This window comes from Sediminibacterium sp. GW821-FHT12F12 (assembly GCF_058806635.1).
In genome coordinates this window covers 145,326-160,634 of the sequence record NZ_JBXAPW010000008.1, presented here as the reverse complement: position 1 = coordinate 160,634, position 15,309 = coordinate 145,326, and the positions used below count along the sequence as shown (strand labels likewise).

The 15,309-nt window shown below is 45.2% G+C and carries 12 protein-coding genes; 8 read left to right on the top strand and 4 right to left on the bottom strand.

Annotated elements, in window-relative coordinates; all coding sequences use genetic code 11:
• Positions 1-12: 12 nt before the first annotated feature.
• From dtd to AC1RNB_RS12695, 4 genes are read left to right on the top strand one after another with little or no spacing between them, the layout of a single operon-like run.
• On the top strand, positions 13-465 hold the full coding sequence (dtd, locus tag AC1RNB_RS12710) for a D-aminoacyl-tRNA deacylase (RefSeq protein WP_493083319.1): 453 nt from the start codon (positions 13-15) through the stop codon (positions 463-465).
• Between the two features lie 48 nt (positions 466-513).
• Positions 514-906: a group III truncated hemoglobin gene (locus AC1RNB_RS12705; RefSeq protein ID WP_493083317.1), complete on the top strand. Its 393-nt coding sequence runs from the start codon at positions 514-516 to the stop codon at positions 904-906.
• Between the two features lie 42 nt (positions 907-948).
• Positions 949-1,275, top strand: a complete 327-nt coding sequence (locus AC1RNB_RS12700) for a nucleotide pyrophosphohydrolase (protein WP_493083316.1) — start codon at positions 949-951, stop codon at positions 1,273-1,275.
• 28 nt (positions 1,276-1,303) lie between these two features.
• Positions 1,304-2,278 (top strand): YihY/virulence factor BrkB family protein, encoded by a 975-nt coding sequence (locus AC1RNB_RS12695; RefSeq protein WP_493083314.1) that lies wholly within the window; start codon positions 1,304-1,306, stop codon positions 2,276-2,278.
• Between the two features lie 71 nt (positions 2,279-2,349).
• Here the strand turns inward: AC1RNB_RS12695 and AC1RNB_RS12690 are convergent, their stop codons facing one another.
• On the bottom strand, positions 2,350-3,756 hold the full coding sequence (locus tag AC1RNB_RS12690) for an aminopeptidase P family protein (protein ID WP_493083313.1): 1,407 nt from the start codon (positions 3,754-3,756) through the stop codon (positions 2,350-2,352).
• 151 nt (positions 3,757-3,907) lie between these two features.
• Here AC1RNB_RS12690 and AC1RNB_RS12685 point away from each other — a divergent pair, with 151 nt between their 5' ends.
• Both AC1RNB_RS12685 and AC1RNB_RS12680 read left to right on the top strand, forming a co-directional pair.
• A complete protein-coding gene (locus AC1RNB_RS12685; RefSeq protein WP_493083311.1) occupies positions 3,908-5,353 on the top strand; it encodes a glycine--tRNA ligase in 1,446 nt (481 codons plus the stop codon).
• A gap of 33 nt (positions 5,354-5,386) precedes the next feature.
• Positions 5,387-6,034 (top strand): class I SAM-dependent methyltransferase, encoded by a 648-nt coding sequence (locus AC1RNB_RS12680; RefSeq protein ID WP_493083310.1) that lies wholly within the window; start codon positions 5,387-5,389, stop codon positions 6,032-6,034.
• A 45-nt stretch (positions 6,035-6,079) separates the two neighbouring features.
• Here the strand turns inward: AC1RNB_RS12680 and AC1RNB_RS12675 are convergent, their stop codons facing one another.
• Positions 6,080-6,814, bottom strand: a complete 735-nt coding sequence (locus tag AC1RNB_RS12675; RefSeq protein WP_493083309.1) for a ferredoxin--NADP reductase — start codon at positions 6,812-6,814, stop codon at positions 6,080-6,082.
• Positions 6,815-6,970: 156 nt separating this feature from the next.
• Positions 6,971-10,780 carry a S8 family serine peptidase gene (locus AC1RNB_RS12670; protein ID WP_493083307.1) on the bottom strand — a complete coding sequence of 1,270 codons (3,810 nt, stop codon included), beginning with the start codon at positions 10,778-10,780 and terminating at the stop codon, positions 6,971-6,973.
• Between the two features lie 87 nt (positions 10,781-10,867).
• Here AC1RNB_RS12670 and AC1RNB_RS12665 point away from each other — a divergent pair, with 87 nt between their 5' ends.
• Both AC1RNB_RS12665 and mfd read left to right on the top strand, forming a co-directional pair.
• Entirely contained in the window at positions 10,868-11,332 is a 465-nt protein-coding gene (locus AC1RNB_RS12665; RefSeq protein ID WP_493083305.1) for a hypothetical protein, read from the top strand.
• 75 nt (positions 11,333-11,407) lie between these two features.
• A complete protein-coding gene (gene mfd, locus AC1RNB_RS12660) occupies positions 11,408-14,806 on the top strand; it encodes a transcription-repair coupling factor (protein WP_493083304.1) in 3,399 nt (1,132 codons plus the stop codon).
• Here the strand turns inward: mfd and AC1RNB_RS12655 are convergent, their stop codons facing one another.
• Positions 14,807-15,199: a retropepsin-like aspartic protease gene (locus AC1RNB_RS12655; RefSeq protein ID WP_493083302.1), complete on the bottom strand. Its 393-nt coding sequence runs from the start codon at positions 15,197-15,199 to the stop codon at positions 14,807-14,809.
• Between the last annotated feature and the right edge of the window lie 110 nt (positions 15,200-15,309).

The following is a 15,309-nucleotide window of genomic DNA, read 5'->3' as shown; positions in this document are numbered from 1 at the left end:
TGTTAAAGGAAAATGAGAATTGTATTACAAAGGGTCAGCGAGGCATCTGTAACCGTGGAAGACGCTGTTACAGGAGCGATCGGGCAGGGTTTGCTGGTATTGGCAGGCATTGAGGATGCAGATACAGAGGAGGATATTCAATGGCTCAGCAACAAGATTGTGAACCTCCGCATATTTAATGATGCAGCGGGTGTAATGAACCTGGGTATTAAAGAGGTAGATGGAGATATCCTGCTGGTGAGCCAGTTTACACTGCACGCAAATACCAAAAAAGGGAATCGTCCATCGTATATCAAAGCTTCCAAACCGGCTATTGCTATACCGATGTACGAAAAAATGATCCGCCAGCTGGAAACCGATCTGGGAAAAAAGATCCAGACCGGCATATTCGGCGCAGACATGAAAATTCGTTTATTGAACGATGGTCCGGTAACCATTATCATCGACTCGAAAAACAAAGAATAATCTTCCGGCTTAACAGATAAAAACATTCACTCGTTCAATCATTAACTCATGCCCGACATAGAAAACCGAACAGATCTTGAGCTGCTGATGGTCAATTTTTATGGCAAAGTATTACTGGATCAGGTGATTGGTCATTTTTTTACAGAAGTGGTGAAACTGGATATGGACAAACATATCCCGGTGATCGTCAATTTCTGGGAGTCGGTATTACTGGAGAAAAGTTCTTACCAGGGCAATGTACTGGATGTACATGAGCGTTTACATCATTTATCTGCCTTCCGTGATGAGCATTTTGAACGTTGGGTTACGGTATTCAAAGAAACGGTAGATGAACTATTTGCGGGTATTAATGCAGAAAAACTGAAACAAAGAGCAACATCCATTGCTACCGTCATGAAAATTAAGTTGGTTCACGGTGGAATTGGTTTGCAGAAGAGTTGAAGAAATGATCAGTAAAGTTTTATCAAACTAAATGAATGTAATATGACAATTGATGAAGCCCAGCAACAGGTAGACAACTGGATCAAAACAGTAGGTGTTCGCTATTTTTCTGAGCTGACCAATCTGGGCATCCTGATGGAAGAAGTGGGAGAGTTAAGCCGTCTCATGGTGCGCCGGTATGGCGAACAATCTTTTAAGGAATCTGATAAAGGGAAAGAAATGGCTGATGAGATGGCGGATGTGTTATGGGTATTGATCTGTCTGGCCAACCAGACAGGTGTGAATTTAACAGAAGCACTGCAAAAGAATTTCGAAAAGAAAAACATCCGTGATGCTACTCGCCATCTTCGGAATGATAAGTTACAGTGAGTGGTTTAATGATGTAAATTCAAGTGCCATGAAAAGACATATCATAAGTGTTTATGCAGTTTGTAAAGAGTCTCTACATGATTTTTCGCATCATAAGGCTTTACAGATGAGTGCTGCTTTGGCCTATTACACCGTCTTTGCCATTGCCCCGGTCATCATTGTAGTGATCAGTCTCTGCGATATTTTTTACGGAAGAGCTGCTATCGAGGGAAAAATTTTTCAGAATATACAGGGACTGGTAGGTGCTGATGCGGCCCTGCAGATAGAACAGATTATCCGGAACATCACCGTTTCAAGAGATGTGAGCTGGGCGTCGGTAGTAGGGGTAGTTGCCTTGATCCTGGCCGCTACGGGGGTGTTTGCCGAGATCCAGGATTCTATCAATTTTATCTGGCGTTTAAAAGCCAAACCCAAAAGAGGTTGGGTTAAACTGATCCTGAACCGGGTATTGAGTTTTTCCATGATCATCGTACTCGGTTTTATCCTGCTGGTATCGCTGGTAGTAAACTCGGTGCTTGATCTGCTTGGACAAGAGTTGTTAAAGCAGTTTCCGGATACAGCGGTGTTCCTGGTGCATAGCCTCAACCTGTTCATCACATTCCTGACAGTTGGTTTCCTGTTTGCCACCATTTTTAAAGTATTACCAGATGCGCGTATTGAATGGCGGGATGTGGCGGTTGGCTCACTGGTAACGGCATTTCTGTTCATGATCGGTAAATCCGTGATCGGGTATTATCTTACCAAAACGCATATCAGTTCTACCTATGGTGCTGCCGGTGCAGTGGTGATTATTTTATTGTGGGTATATTATTCTTCTATCATCCTCTATTTCGGGGCTTCTTTTACAAGGGTATATACCTTACGGCGAGGCCGAAACATTTTTCCTACTGACTATGCTGTGTGGATCCAGGAGATAGAGCTGGAGAACAAAGCCTCCCTGCAGGTGCAGGATAATCCCGTACTGACCAATACTACAATTTCGGTAGAAGAACCCAAAGTTTAATGGGGAAACTGCAAATAATAAAGCCGCATAATTTTTATGCGGCTTTGTTATGAAATGCAATTAGCAACTGCTTATTTGAAGATACTTTTCTGTTTAGCCATTTTCTCTATCTCGGCTACGGTTCTCGGACTGCCTGCAGACAGATTCCGGTATCCGCCATCGGGGGTGATCAGGATATCATCTTCGATGCGAACACCAATGCTCCACCATTTTTTATCGCATTTGCTTCCGGGTGCAATATAGATACCGGGTTCTACTGTAAAAACAGCGCCGGGTTCCAGTTTTGCAGGATTAGGGTCGTGTACATCGAGACCCAGTCCGTGGGATGTGCCATGTGGGAAATAGGTTCTGATTTCTGCATCGGTACTGATCAGCCCCAGTTGTTTCAGCCCCCGGGTAATCACACGTACCGCTGCTTTGTGAGGTTCGTTGGAAGCGTTTCCGGCTTTGCATTGTACAAAAGCGGAATCCTGCGCTTCCAGCACCAGTTCATAAATGATCTTCTGCTCAGGTGAGAATTTTCCGTTTACCGGAATGGTACGGGTAACATCTGCGCTATAGCCATGATATTCTGCGGCACAATCGCTCAGTAACAGGTCGCCGTCTTTCATCAGCCGCTGGTTGGTTTCGTAATGCAGTACACAACTGTTCTCTGCAGAACCATTGATACTGGGATAACCGGGATATTCAGCACCATTTTTCTTGAAATAATATTCCATTACGGCCTGTGCCTGGTACTCCGTCATGCCGGGTTTGATGGCACGGATCACCCCATTATGCCCTTCGGTACTCATCACCACCGCTTTCTCTATCAGCGCAATTTCTTCCGGTTGTTTGATGGCACGCAGGTTGCGCAGTATTGTGCCAATGGTTCGAACAGCATTGGGTTTTTTGTTGGCAGTAATGGCACTATCTACCAGTTGGGCCATTCTCGATAAAGGATCTACGCCACCGCGTCCATAATACTTAGACAGAATATTCTCATTATAGAGATTGGTCATCACAGAATCTACTTTACTGAAATCGAAACTGCCATAGGTAAACTGTTCGTGGGTGAATACGTTCTCAGGCTGTAGTTTGGCTTTCACTCCTTCTACGCCAAGAATCTTGCCGGTCCACATTTCGCGGGCAGGATTGCGGGGTTGTACAAAAAGGAACTCCGTACCGGTTTTATCATTAATTGTAACCGGCTCTTTAAACAGCAGCAACATGGCATTGGGTTCCTGCAGGCCGGTGAGGTAGTAAAAATTCTTATTCTGGGCGTAAATAAAATCTACATCGTTAGACCGGTTACGGGTTTGAGAGGCAAAAAATATGGCAACCGATTTTTTTGGCATTTGTTCCCTTACAGCATTTCTCCGGCCGGCATGAAAGGCCGGACTTAAGTAGTCTTCCGGATAATCCGTTACCTGCTGGGCGCTTGTCCATTGAGGAAGGGAAGCGGTAACCAGCAGTAAAGCAAGTAGTTTTCTGAGCATAGCAGCTTGGTTTTAGTAGCGCTAAAACTAATTTTTTTATTGGTTCGGCCATTAAGTTTTGGATGAATGAGCGGGTTTTTACCGGTTAAACCCCAAAAACAGGAAGTTTCGGCTTTTACTGACAGGCCTAAAAGCATATTTTTGCGCCGTTATGAGTATACAGCAAGACAACCAGTTTCAGGCGATCATATCGCATGCCAAAGAATATGGCTTTGTATTTCCGAGCAGTGAAATTTACGACGGTTTAAGTGCCGTGTATGATTATGGTCCGTACGGCAGTGAGCTGAAAAAGAATATCCGTGATTACTGGTGGAAAAGTATGACCCAGATGCATGAGAATATTGTGGGCATTGATGCCGCTATTTTTATGCATCCCACTACCTGGAAAGCAAGTGGCCACGTAGATAATTTCAGTGATCCGATGATCGATAACCGTGACAGCAAGAAACGATACCGGGTAGATCATTTACTGGAGGCTAAAGCGGATCAGTTAAGAGAGAAAGGTGATAATCAGGCGGCCGATACATTGCTCGCTTCTATGGACGCATTACTGGCCGCAGAAGATTTTGCCGGGTTGAAAGAACTGATTATTGATCAGAAGATCGTTTGTGCCGTTAGCGGTACCGCTAACTGGACAGATATCCGCCAGTTCAACCTCATGTTCTCTACCCAACTGGGTTCTGTGGCAGAAGATGCCGATACCATTTACCTGCGTCCCGAAACGGCACAGGGTATTTTTGTGAATTTCCTGAATGTGCAGAAAACCGCCCGGATGAAGATCCCGTTCGGTATTGCACAAACCGGTAAGGCTTTCCGTAATGAGATCGTGGCCAGGCAGTTCATTTTCCGCATGCGGGAGTTTGAGCAGATGGAAATGCAGTTTTTTGTACGTCCCGGCACAGAGGGCGAATGGTACCAGTACTGGAAAGAAGCGAGACTGCAATGGCATCTGAGCCTCGGTATAGTGAAAGATAAATACCGCTACCACGATCATGTAAAACTGGCGCACTATGCCAAAGAAGCCTGTGATATCGAATTTGAATTTCCTTTCGGATTCAAAGAGGTGGAAGGGATTCACTCCAGAAGTGATTTTGACCTCACCCAGCATCAGTTGTACAGCAAAAAGAAAATGCAGTATTTTGATACGGAGATTAACCAGAACTATGTTCCCTATGTGGTGGAAACTTCCATCGGTCTCGACAGGATGTTTCTGCTGATTCTCGCAAATGCCTACGAGGAAGAGAAGATCACCAAAGAAGACGGTAGTACGGATAGCCGGGTAGTATTACATATCCCGGCAAAGATTGCACCAATGAAACTGGCGATTCTGCCATTGACCAAAAAAGATGGTTTGCCGGAACTGGCACGTGAGCTGATGGATGAGTGCAAACCTTACTTTAAATGTTTTTACGAAGAGAAAGATGCCATCGGTAAACGATACAGAAGGCAGGATGCTATTGGTACTCCTTTCTGTGTAACCATTGATCATCAGACCAAAGAAGATAAGACTGTTACCATCCGCTATCGCGATAGTATGGTTCAGGAAAGGGTATTGATGAGCAAGGTAAAAGATCTTGTGCTGGAGCAGGTGTTCTAATATTAGTTGAATCTGTTCTGCTAAAACCTATCTATGAAATGGAAATGGAAGCTGGCCCAAAAACTTGAGTTTGTATGGTGGCAACGTTACCTCAAAAACAAAGATGCCGGGGCTTATCTGGACTGGAAAAAAAGCTATTGGCGGGAACTGCTGACAAAAATATCAGCTTCTCTGCCTCACACAAATGATCTTCAGATTCTGGATGCAGGCTGCGGACCAGCTGGTATTTTTCTTGCATTGGAAGGTAACCAGGTAGATGCGATAGATTCATTGCTGGATAAATATCAATTGCTGCTACATTTCCAGCCTGAAAAAGCTGTCTGGACCCGGTTCAGAAAAATCCCTCTTGAAGAACTGGATGAAGCAGGAAAGTATGATATCATTTTTTGCATGAATGTGATCAATCATGTGCAGGATCTTGCTCTTTGTTATGATAAGCTGGTAGCAGCTTTGAAGCCCAATGGATACCTGGTCATTTCTACTGATGCACACAGGAATGGTTTTTTGAAAAAAATCTTTCAGATGATCCCGGGAGATATGCTGCATCCTGTGCAACTGGATATTAACGAATATGCAGCTTTGCTGAACCAAAGAGGTATGTCCATCATCAATCAACTGCTATATAAGCGAGAGCCTATTTTCGATTATTATATCACCACCTCCCAAAAAAAAGCCTCCTGATACCGAAATAGTTCAGAAGGCTGAAAAATATAGAAGCAACAGGTTTTACCCGTATAATTCCAGGTGTATCGCTTTTTTGTCATAACCCAGGTCCACAATGCGTTGTTTGGCTTCATCAATCATATTTTTCCAGCCGCATAAGTAAAATTTGGCAGGTTTGGATCCTTTGCCGGTAAGTTCTTCGTATACCGGGTGTACATATCCTTTGTGTGCTCCTTCGGGAACCGTTTCCTCTCTTGAATAACAGGGATGAAAGAAAAATCCGGGTAAGTCTTTTTCCAGTTGTTTTAATTCATCAAGATATAATGCATCGCCGAATTTTCGGCAGCCAAAAATCAGGTGAAGGTTCTGGTGAGGAAGTTTTTCGTTATGTACTGCATGTACCATCGCACGGAATGGCGCAATGCCGGTGCCGGTGCAGATAAAATAAATATCTTCTTCTATCGGTTCCGGTAATGTGAACTTACCTTGTGGTCCGCGCAGGGGAAATTCGGTGCCTACTTTTACTTCATTGAATAAATAAGTAGTACCCAAGCCACCTTCCAGTAAAACAATTACGAGTTCAAATACGTTGGTGCCATCAGGTGCAGAGGCAATGGAATAACTTCTCCAGCGTTTGTTTTTCTGCTCATGAATAGGGAGGTCGAGGGTAACAAATTGGCCGGCTTTGTATTCAAAATTGTCTACTTCCGGAACCTGTATCCAGAAACGGCGGGTTAAGCCGTTTTCGATTGCATTTTCGATTTTGATCACCTTGCCGGTGCGCCAGGGTTCTGCCATGTGTCATTTTTTAAAGTGTGCAAATAAGGCAATCTATCGGGTCTCTTGGCTACTGCCATAGAAATCTGGTTATATAAAGATAACGATAAGACGCCAAAGCAAAAAGGCAACGTAAATCGTTGCCTTTTTGCTTTCTCCTATGAATCTTATCTGCTGCTATCGCTGGATCAGGATTTTCTGGAGGTAGGTCTTTTTATTGTGCATAATCTTCAGAATGTAAAATTCAGAGCTTACATTATCTATACGCAATTGTTTTGCGTATTTGCCCACAAAACCCGGTGTAGTACTGTTATATACCCGTTGCCCAGACGAACTGAGTAACTCTATCGAAAGATCCGCTTTGCTGGTTACCTCGAATGAGAGGTTAAATACCCCATTGTTCGGATTGGGAGATACGTTCAGCTTGATTTCTCTTGCCGTTGCATCAACGGTGGCGGTTATCACTACGGTTATTTCATTGGATGCCTGCTGACAGCCAAATCCATCTGTAACAACCGACTTGTATCTGCCTGCTTTGGTAGGTTTGTAACTCGCTTTATTGGCCAGGTTGATACCTGTATCATTGTAATACCACTGGTTGCCCGCGGCAATACTGCTTACGAGAGAGTCTCCCTGCTGACTGATTACCGGTGCAGCAATAGTGGCAGCTACTACCGGGATCCTGTCGCTTGTGCAGGCGCCGGTATTGATCTTCATATCATAAAAGAAATAGTAGAACTGACTCTGGGTGGTACCCGCACTGTTACCGGTGATCGATAAGATATTGGGTATGGAAATGGGGTAAGTATTTGCACCCGTAATACCATTGTTACGGAAAATGGTAGCTCCAAGATTAGTAATGGTATCAACATTTCCGTTTCTGTCTAAACATTCAGTTATGATGATGTGGTCACCCACAGAAGCTACCGGCAGGTCTAAACGGAAGATCGCTCCCGTATCAGCTGCCGTGTTTGAGGTTACGGCACCGGGGGTAGGGGTGCTGGTGGTGGCATAGGCATCCACTGTTGTTACTGCTAATGGCTGGTAGCTGAAAGAGGTAGAAGTTTCTGACAGTAGATTAGCCAGTGTAAACTTCACTTTACCAGGGTAACCGATATACAAGCGGGCTGTTTCTATCACCAACGGTACCGCATTATTGATTTTAACATAATTACCTCTAAAACTATTGTACCCACCTGTAGCAGCGATGGTGGTTTTGTTCACCGGCCCAATGGTTGTTTTTGCTTCCCTGGCAACATAATACGTTTTATCACTGGTGATGGTAGTGGTAGTAGCCGAGGGACCATTTGCGAAAGGTAAATTGCTTGTAGCGGAAGTGTACCAGAAATAATTAGAATTATCCGGACTGTTTATTTTCAGATTAACAGTGCTGCCGCAGATACCGGCTGCCGCAGATACCGATGCTGGTTTAGGCGCAGTAGTGATAGCGGAGGTAAGTGAGTTATTGGCTGTATACTGGTCGTTGGTTTTGTTAACCGCAGCCACAATGGTATAAGCCGTTGCCCCGTTGGTAACGATAGGGGTCTGGAAAGTATAGGTTTCTGTTGTTAACGGGGTTATCGGACCGGGATAGGTAAACGACAGGCTGGCCACAGTACCGGATGTGGTACTGATGGTTGCTGTAATGGGGATACTGCTTTGTGTGATTGAACCATTGTTACGGATCTTAACCGTTACATACTGGGCACCACTGGCACAATCATTACCGGCCGGAGCAACAATTTCGCTGATAGAAAGATCGTTGGAAGGACTGATTACCCTTACGCGGTAATCCTGTGTTTCACCTTTGCCATAAGGGCCGCAGGCGGCTACATCTCCTGCCACAGTGGTTTCCTGCACAATTACACGCATCAGGCAGATATTGCCAATGGTAACGGTACCCGGAGTAATGATATTGGCCGTAAATGTTTGTGCGGCTGAAGTTAATACGCCGCTGGTGGCTGCCAATTCAGTGGCAGCATCAAATACACCATTGTTATTGTAATCGATAAAGATCTTTACGATACGGCTGGCGGTAGTGGCATCTGCCGTACTTACCCTCACACGTACCGGGATGGTTTCTGCAGGTTCCACATCCGCCACAAAACGGGTATTATCGGTATAGGTTTTAGAACCGGCTGTGTTGGCAACCTGAATGCCTTTGAAACTCACACTGTCAATTCTGGCACCACCGCCACCAGATGCTGATGTACAAAATGCCGTTCCACCCACGCCGCTAACGAGCAAAGAATACGCCTGCGAACCCCTTGCCAGTGTACCCTTGTGTGATACAGTAATGGTATAGGTTTGACCCGGTACGGTGCTGTCAATATCAATTCTTTCTACATTATCGATGGTATTGTCGCCAGGCACAGCAGCTGCTCCCGGGTTGTTTACATCCAACGTCCATGGCAGATAAGTGCGGGTTCCTTTGGTGATACGGATATCCAGATCATTCACCAGATTTTTAGCGCGGTTATTCAGCAGATTTACTTTGTCTACGGAACCTTTTACATCCGTCCAGCAGATAGTAGCCTGCAAAGCACCTTTACCCGATGCAATCACCGTGGTGGTGAAACTTTGTCCCTGCGTTAAAGTATTCTCATACAAGAGGTGGTTACTGGTAGTTGCATTATTAGAGCTTACCGCTGCATTCATGGCCACCGCTGCTTTTTGCACATTCAATAAACCCCAGCCAAATTGGTAATCCGGTCCGGCAGCAATACCGGCTTCATCGGCTGTATGGATGGCCAAGCCTTTGAGGGTGGCTGAACGTAGAAAAGCCGTAGAGCTGTTTTTAAGTTTTGAATAATATTCCTGCAAAAGAAACAGGGATCCGGTTGCATTGGGTGCCGACATAGAAGTTCCGCTATACGTGGCATAACTGGTGGTAGAAGTAGCAATGGGAGATAAAAGGTTCACACCATCTGCCACCAGGTCAGGTTTAATCCTTCCATCATCGGTAGGTCCCCAGGAACTGAAGGCACTCATTACCACATCATCCACACGACTGTAACCGGAGGGGATACCATTTACTGCACCAACGGTTAAAATATTTTTAGCACCACAATCCCAGGAAATAATATCATAACCATCATTACTACTGATACCCGCCGGGCGGTTTCCGGCAGTAGTCATCTGTCCGCTTGCATTGCGGCGATAATAAGGCTGCCCAACTTCCGGTCCGTTCTCATTCCGGTTATTACCAGCTGATTTTACGATCAGGTAAAAAGGGGCATTGTAAGCGATAGAGTCCAGCGCCTGTGAATCATCGCTGTAATAACCGAATTTATAATCTTCTGTATCATCGGGGCGGCCATTGAATTCCCACCGGCTCTGGGTACTGTTATAACTCCATCCGGAAATAATAGAATAAGAGTGGTTGGATAAAAGCAGGGTGGAAGATTCATTCGCAATTTCTGCGAGGTCACTGGTAAAATCATAGGCTACAATACCGAGTGAGCCATAAGCCATTCCTTTGGCACTGCTGTTTACACCACTGGCGATCATGGTGCCGGCAACGTGTGTACTATGATCGCTGGAAGAAGAAGGATTGTCTTTTTGCGTAATGCGACCCGTTAATTCTACGTGCGAGCCCAGAACAGAACCTCCATCCCAGATCCCGAGTTTATTTTTGAGGTAAGTGGAACTGCCAGACAGATTCAAACCCGTAGCACCTCCTGGCCATAGCTGACTGGCCCGGGTTGTAGCTGCCGCGATAGTATTGTTATTGGTCATGTAATATTTGGGAAACCCAAAATCATCTACTCCTACCAATACCCCTTTTCTGCCATCACGTGAGAGAATGGTCAGGTCCCAGCCCTTTCTTTTGGCCAGTGAGAGGGCTTTGGCATAATTGGCCTCAAACGCCAGTTTATATCCTACCGAAGCCTGTTTCAGGATCCGGGTGTTGGTAGTTGTTTGGGCGGTAACAAAAAGTGCCAATCCAAAAATCACTACAAAAGACCCAACAATTTTTTTCATCATAACCTTAGAGATTTTCCTTCCGCCCTGTTTTGAAAAAATAGGCGTAATATTCACTAAATTAGATACTTTCATCATTCAAAGTGAGGTATGAAACACATTCTTTTTTTTCTTTTTACCGCCAGTTTGGTGCTCTTGGCCTGTTCGTCGGTAAAAAAGACAGATTCATCGGCCATCACCCAGGGAATTACCGGCCGGGTAACCGAACAAACCGGTAACCGGATGCCGATGAAAGATGCGGTGCCAGAAACACCTAAAGGGGTGGTTACCACTGTATTGATCTATGAACTCACCCATATCAGCCAGGTATCCCGCGAGGGTACTGCACCCATATATACGGCCATTCGTACCAAACTGGTTGCTTCTGTAGATACAGACAGTACCGGCAGTTTTACCGTTGCCTTACCCGTTGGAAATTATTCCCTCTTTGTGAAACTTGGACAGAACTTTTACGCCAATCTGTTCGACACCAATAACAATATCGCACCGTTTGCAGTAGAAGAAGGAAAATTAACCCAGGCTAACCTGTCGGTCAGCAACCGTGCCAGTTTCTAAGGTCGGGCAGGCTTTATAATGTTCTTCCTACTCATTATCTTTGCCCTCTTTTGTGAAGGAATTGATTAAGCGGATATGAATTTGAATGTGTTGCTGGAGCAGTATCAGAATTCCCCCCACCTTTTTCAGCTGGCGGACAGGTTATCATTTGCCCAAACCCAGCAACTCTTCCTCAAAAATTTACAGGGCAGCAGTTCAGAATTTGTGGTAAGTGCTGTGTTTATGCATCCCAACTGCCAGCAGTTGAATCACCTGGTGGTATTGAACGATGCGGAAGAAGCCGCTTATTTTCACAATACACTCGAGAACCTGACCCACGCGCTGGATCTGTTCTATTTTCCCTCGTCTTTTAAAAACCGCAAGAACTTCAGGTTGCTGAATAGTTCGCATGTAATGCTTCGGACTGAAGCATTAACCAAACTTTCCAACGGAGGTAATAAAAAGATCATCGTAACCTACCCTGAAGCATTATTTGAAAAAGTGGTGTTGCCCAAAACGCTCAGCAGTAATATCATCAGCATCAAAGCCCATGATACCATCAATCCTGACAGCCTGATGGATCTGTTTGTGATGTACGGATTTGAGCGTACCGACTTTGTGTATGAACCCGGCCAGTTTGCCCTTCGGGGAGGCATCCTCGATATTTATTCTTTTGGCAATGAAAAACCTTACCGGGTTGAGTTATTTGGGAACGAGGTAGATAGTATCCGCATCTTTGATCCGGAAACACAGTTGAGTGAAAGGAAATTGTTGCAGGTAAATATTATTCCGAATGTAGAAACACAGTTCGAAAGCGGGGAGAAAGTATCCATTCTCGAATTTCTTTCTGAGAATACGGTGGTATGGCTGAAGGATTGGGACGTGATCAGGGAAAAGATAGATGAGCAGGAAGCAGATATGCAGGGTTTCCGGGCTTTGCTGGATACGGGTTTCCGGATGCAGAACAATGAGGAAGAAGATGATACGCGGATCCTGAAAGAAGTAAAGGAAGCCGACTTTGTGAAAAGCAGTATCCTTGAAGAGCAGTTACAAAAAAGACATATAGTTGAGTTCGGTTATAAACCACAGATGGCAAAGGTGGAGATCGAATTCAAAACCCGTGCCCAACCTTCTTTTAACCGGCAGTTCGATCTGCTGATCAAAGACCTGAAAGCCCATGAAGCTGCGGGTTACGGACTGTATATTTTTGCAGAACAGGCCCGACAGCTGGAAAGACTGAACAGCATTTTTGCCGACCTGCATACAGAGATCCAGTTCGTGCCGGTGGCTACCGGGATTCATGAAGGGTTTATTGATGAGGAACTGAAAGTGGTCTGTTACACCGATCACCAGATTTTTCAGCGCTACCATAAATACAAGGTGAAACAGGCTTATAATAAGAACAAAGCCATCACCTTAAAAACCCTGCGCGATCTGCAGCCGGGCGATTATGTAACACATATCGATCATGGTGTGGGCACTTACAGTGGTCTGCAGAAAATTGAAGCCAATGGCAAAGTGCAGGAAGCGGTACGTATTATTTACAAAGACAGCGATATTCTGTATGTGAATATCAACTCACTGCATAAGATCTCGAAATATACCGGCAAGGAAGGAACGGTTCCCAAGATCAATAAACTTGGGTCGGATGTGTGGAATAAACTCAAAGAGAAAACCAAGACCAGGGTTAAGGAAATTGCGTTTGATCTGATCAAGCTATACGCGCAAAGAAAGGCACAGCATGGGTTTGCGCATACGCCTGATAATTATATGCAGACCGAGCTGGAAGCTTCTTTTATTTACGAAGACACTCCCGACCAGAGCAAAGCCACCGCCGATGTGAAGAAGGATATGGAAAGCGAAAGTCCGATGGACCGATTGGTTTGCGGTGACGTAGGTTTTGGTAAAACAGAAGTAGCCGTTCGGGCTGCTTTCAAAACCTGTGTGGATGGCAAACAGGCTGCTGTACTGGTTCCTACTACCATCCTGGCATTCCAGCATTTCAAAACTTTTCAGGAGCGACTGAAAGATTTCCCGGTAACAGTGGATTATATCAATCGTTTTAAATCGGCCAAAGAGAAAAAAGAAACACTGAAAAGACTGGAAGAAGGCAAGATCGATATCATCATCGGCACACATGGAATCCTGGGCAAGGAAGTAAAATTCAAGAACCTGGGATTGATGGTGATTGATGAGGAACAGAAATTTGGCGTGGGACATAAGGAGAAACTGAAGACACTGAAAACAAATGTGGACTGCTTAACGCTCACAGCCACCCCTATCCCGCGAACGCTGCAGTTCAGTTTGATGGGAGCAAGAGATCTTAGCATTATCAATACACCACCACCCAACCGGCAGCCGATACAGACAGAAGTACATGTATTCAACGACGACTTTATCCGCGATGCGATTTATTATGAAACGGAGCGTGGCGGGCAGGTATTCTTTATCCATAACCGCGTGCAGGGTTTGCCGGAAATGTGTGCGTTGATACAGGGGCTTTGCCCGGATCTGAGCATCGGCTTTGCCCACGGCCAGCTGGAAGGGCATGAACTGGAAGAGCGGATCCTTGATTTTATTGATAAGAAATACGATGTACTGGTTTGTACCAATATTGTGGAGAGCGGCGTAGATATTCCGAATGTGAATACCATCATCGTTAACAATGCCCATCACTTCGGCTTAAGCGATCTGCACCAGTTACGCGGCCGGGTAGGCAGAAGTAATAAAAAAGCATTCTGTTATCTGCTCGGTCCGCCAATGAGTACCATGCCCACCGATTCGAGAAAACGTTTGCAGACGCTGGAGCAATTCAGCGATCTGGGCAGCGGTTTCCAGATAGCCATGCGGGATCTTGATATCCGCGGTGCGGGTAACCTGCTGGGTGGCGAGCAAACGGGTTTTATGGCCGAGATCGGCTTTGAAATGTACCAGAAGATCCTCGAAGAAGCCATCCGCGAACTGAAGCGTACTTCGTTCAAAGACCTGTTCCAGGAAGAGATCAGTAAACAGGATGATTTTGTGAGCGATTGTACCATAGATACCGATCTGGAAATTCTGATCCCGGATAGTTATGTAGAAAGCATCACAGAGAGATTGTCTTTGTACACCCGTTTGGATAGCTGTGAGAAGGAAGAAGAACTGCAGGATTTTCACAAGGAAATGCTGGATCGTTTCGGTCCGGTACCGGCGCAGGTTGAAGATCTGTTTACTACTGTTCGCTGCCGCTGGCTGGCGGTGCAGTTAGGATTTGAGAAAATGGTCTTGAAAGATGAGACGCTGCGTTGCTATTTCATTAACCGCCCGGATTCTCCTTATTTCGAATCGGACCTGTTCCGCAAAGTGCTGGCTTATTTACAAACCGGCACCAATAAAGCCCGCCTGAAGCAGACCGGCCGTATGTTTATGCTGATTGTGGAGCCGATGAAAGACATGGTATCCATGCATCGTTTTCTCGAACATATGCATGGCGAAGTGGTTGGCAAAAAAGCCTGATCAGTCTTTTTTGATCAGGTTGATCAGGATCAGTTTGGCAACACGTGGGTCAACAATCACATTATCGTGTTCAAAGTCGAGTTTTAAGCGCCATTTCTGCATGGTATTAGCACCAATAATCACTTCTTCACTTAATCCAGGTACTACCAGAAACTCATCGCTCAGTCTCACTTCTTCATGATAAAAATCCAGCGTTGAGCGGTTGTTGATCTCCATATAAGTATGATCACTGGCCGTAGCTAACCGCATGGGGGTATGAAGCGGGGTTAATATCTCCAGATCCTCCACCAATGATTCATTGATACAGGAATAGGTAGCACCACTATCGAACAAAGCATAGAGATGTTTTTCTCCTTTGCTGCCTTCGAAACGTAAGGGTAAGCGGATAATCATGGATGGTGCTTTGTTCAAAATTAATCAATTCCCTTATTGGCAAACCGGGTATTAACCGCAGGTGAAAACACGGGATTACATAAAAAATCCGGCCCTGAAAGGGCCGGATC

Bases quoted from the DNA above. Each gene is read 5' to 3' on its own strand.
- AC1RNB_RS12680 (WP_493083310.1), top strand. From the start codon at position 5,387: ATGAAATGGAAATGGAAGCTGGCCCAAAAACTTGAGTTTGTATGGTGG.
- AC1RNB_RS12685 (WP_493083311.1), top strand. From the start codon at position 3,908: ATGAGTATACAGCAAGACAACCAGTTTCAGGCGATCATATCGCATGCC.
- AC1RNB_RS12670 (WP_493083307.1), bottom strand. From the start codon at position 10,780: ATGATGAAAAAAATTGTTGGGTCTTTTGTAGTGATTTTTGGATTGGCA.
- AC1RNB_RS12705 (WP_493083317.1), top strand. From the start codon at position 514: ATGCCCGACATAGAAAACCGAACAGATCTTGAGCTGCTGATGGTCAAT.
- AC1RNB_RS12665 (WP_493083305.1), top strand. From the start codon at position 10,868: ATGAAACACATTCTTTTTTTTCTTTTTACCGCCAGTTTGGTGCTCTTG.
- mfd (WP_493083304.1), top strand. From the start codon at position 11,408: ATGAATTTGAATGTGTTGCTGGAGCAGTATCAGAATTCCCCCCACCTT.
- dtd (WP_493083319.1), top strand. From the start codon at position 13: ATGAGAATTGTATTACAAAGGGTCAGCGAGGCATCTGTAACCGTGGAA.
- AC1RNB_RS12695 (WP_493083314.1), top strand. From the start codon at position 1,304: ATGAAAAGACATATCATAAGTGTTTATGCAGTTTGTAAAGAGTCTCTA.
- AC1RNB_RS12655 (WP_493083302.1), bottom strand. From the start codon at position 15,199: ATGATTATCCGCTTACCCTTACGTTTCGAAGGCAGCAAAGGAGAAAAA.
- AC1RNB_RS12690 (WP_493083313.1), bottom strand. From the start codon at position 3,756: ATGCTCAGAAAACTACTTGCTTTACTGCTGGTTACCGCTTCCCTTCCT.
- AC1RNB_RS12675 (WP_493083309.1), bottom strand. From the start codon at position 6,814: ATGGCAGAACCCTGGCGCACCGGCAAGGTGATCAAAATCGAAAATGCA.
- AC1RNB_RS12700 (WP_493083316.1), top strand. From the start codon at position 949: ATGACAATTGATGAAGCCCAGCAACAGGTAGACAACTGGATCAAAACA.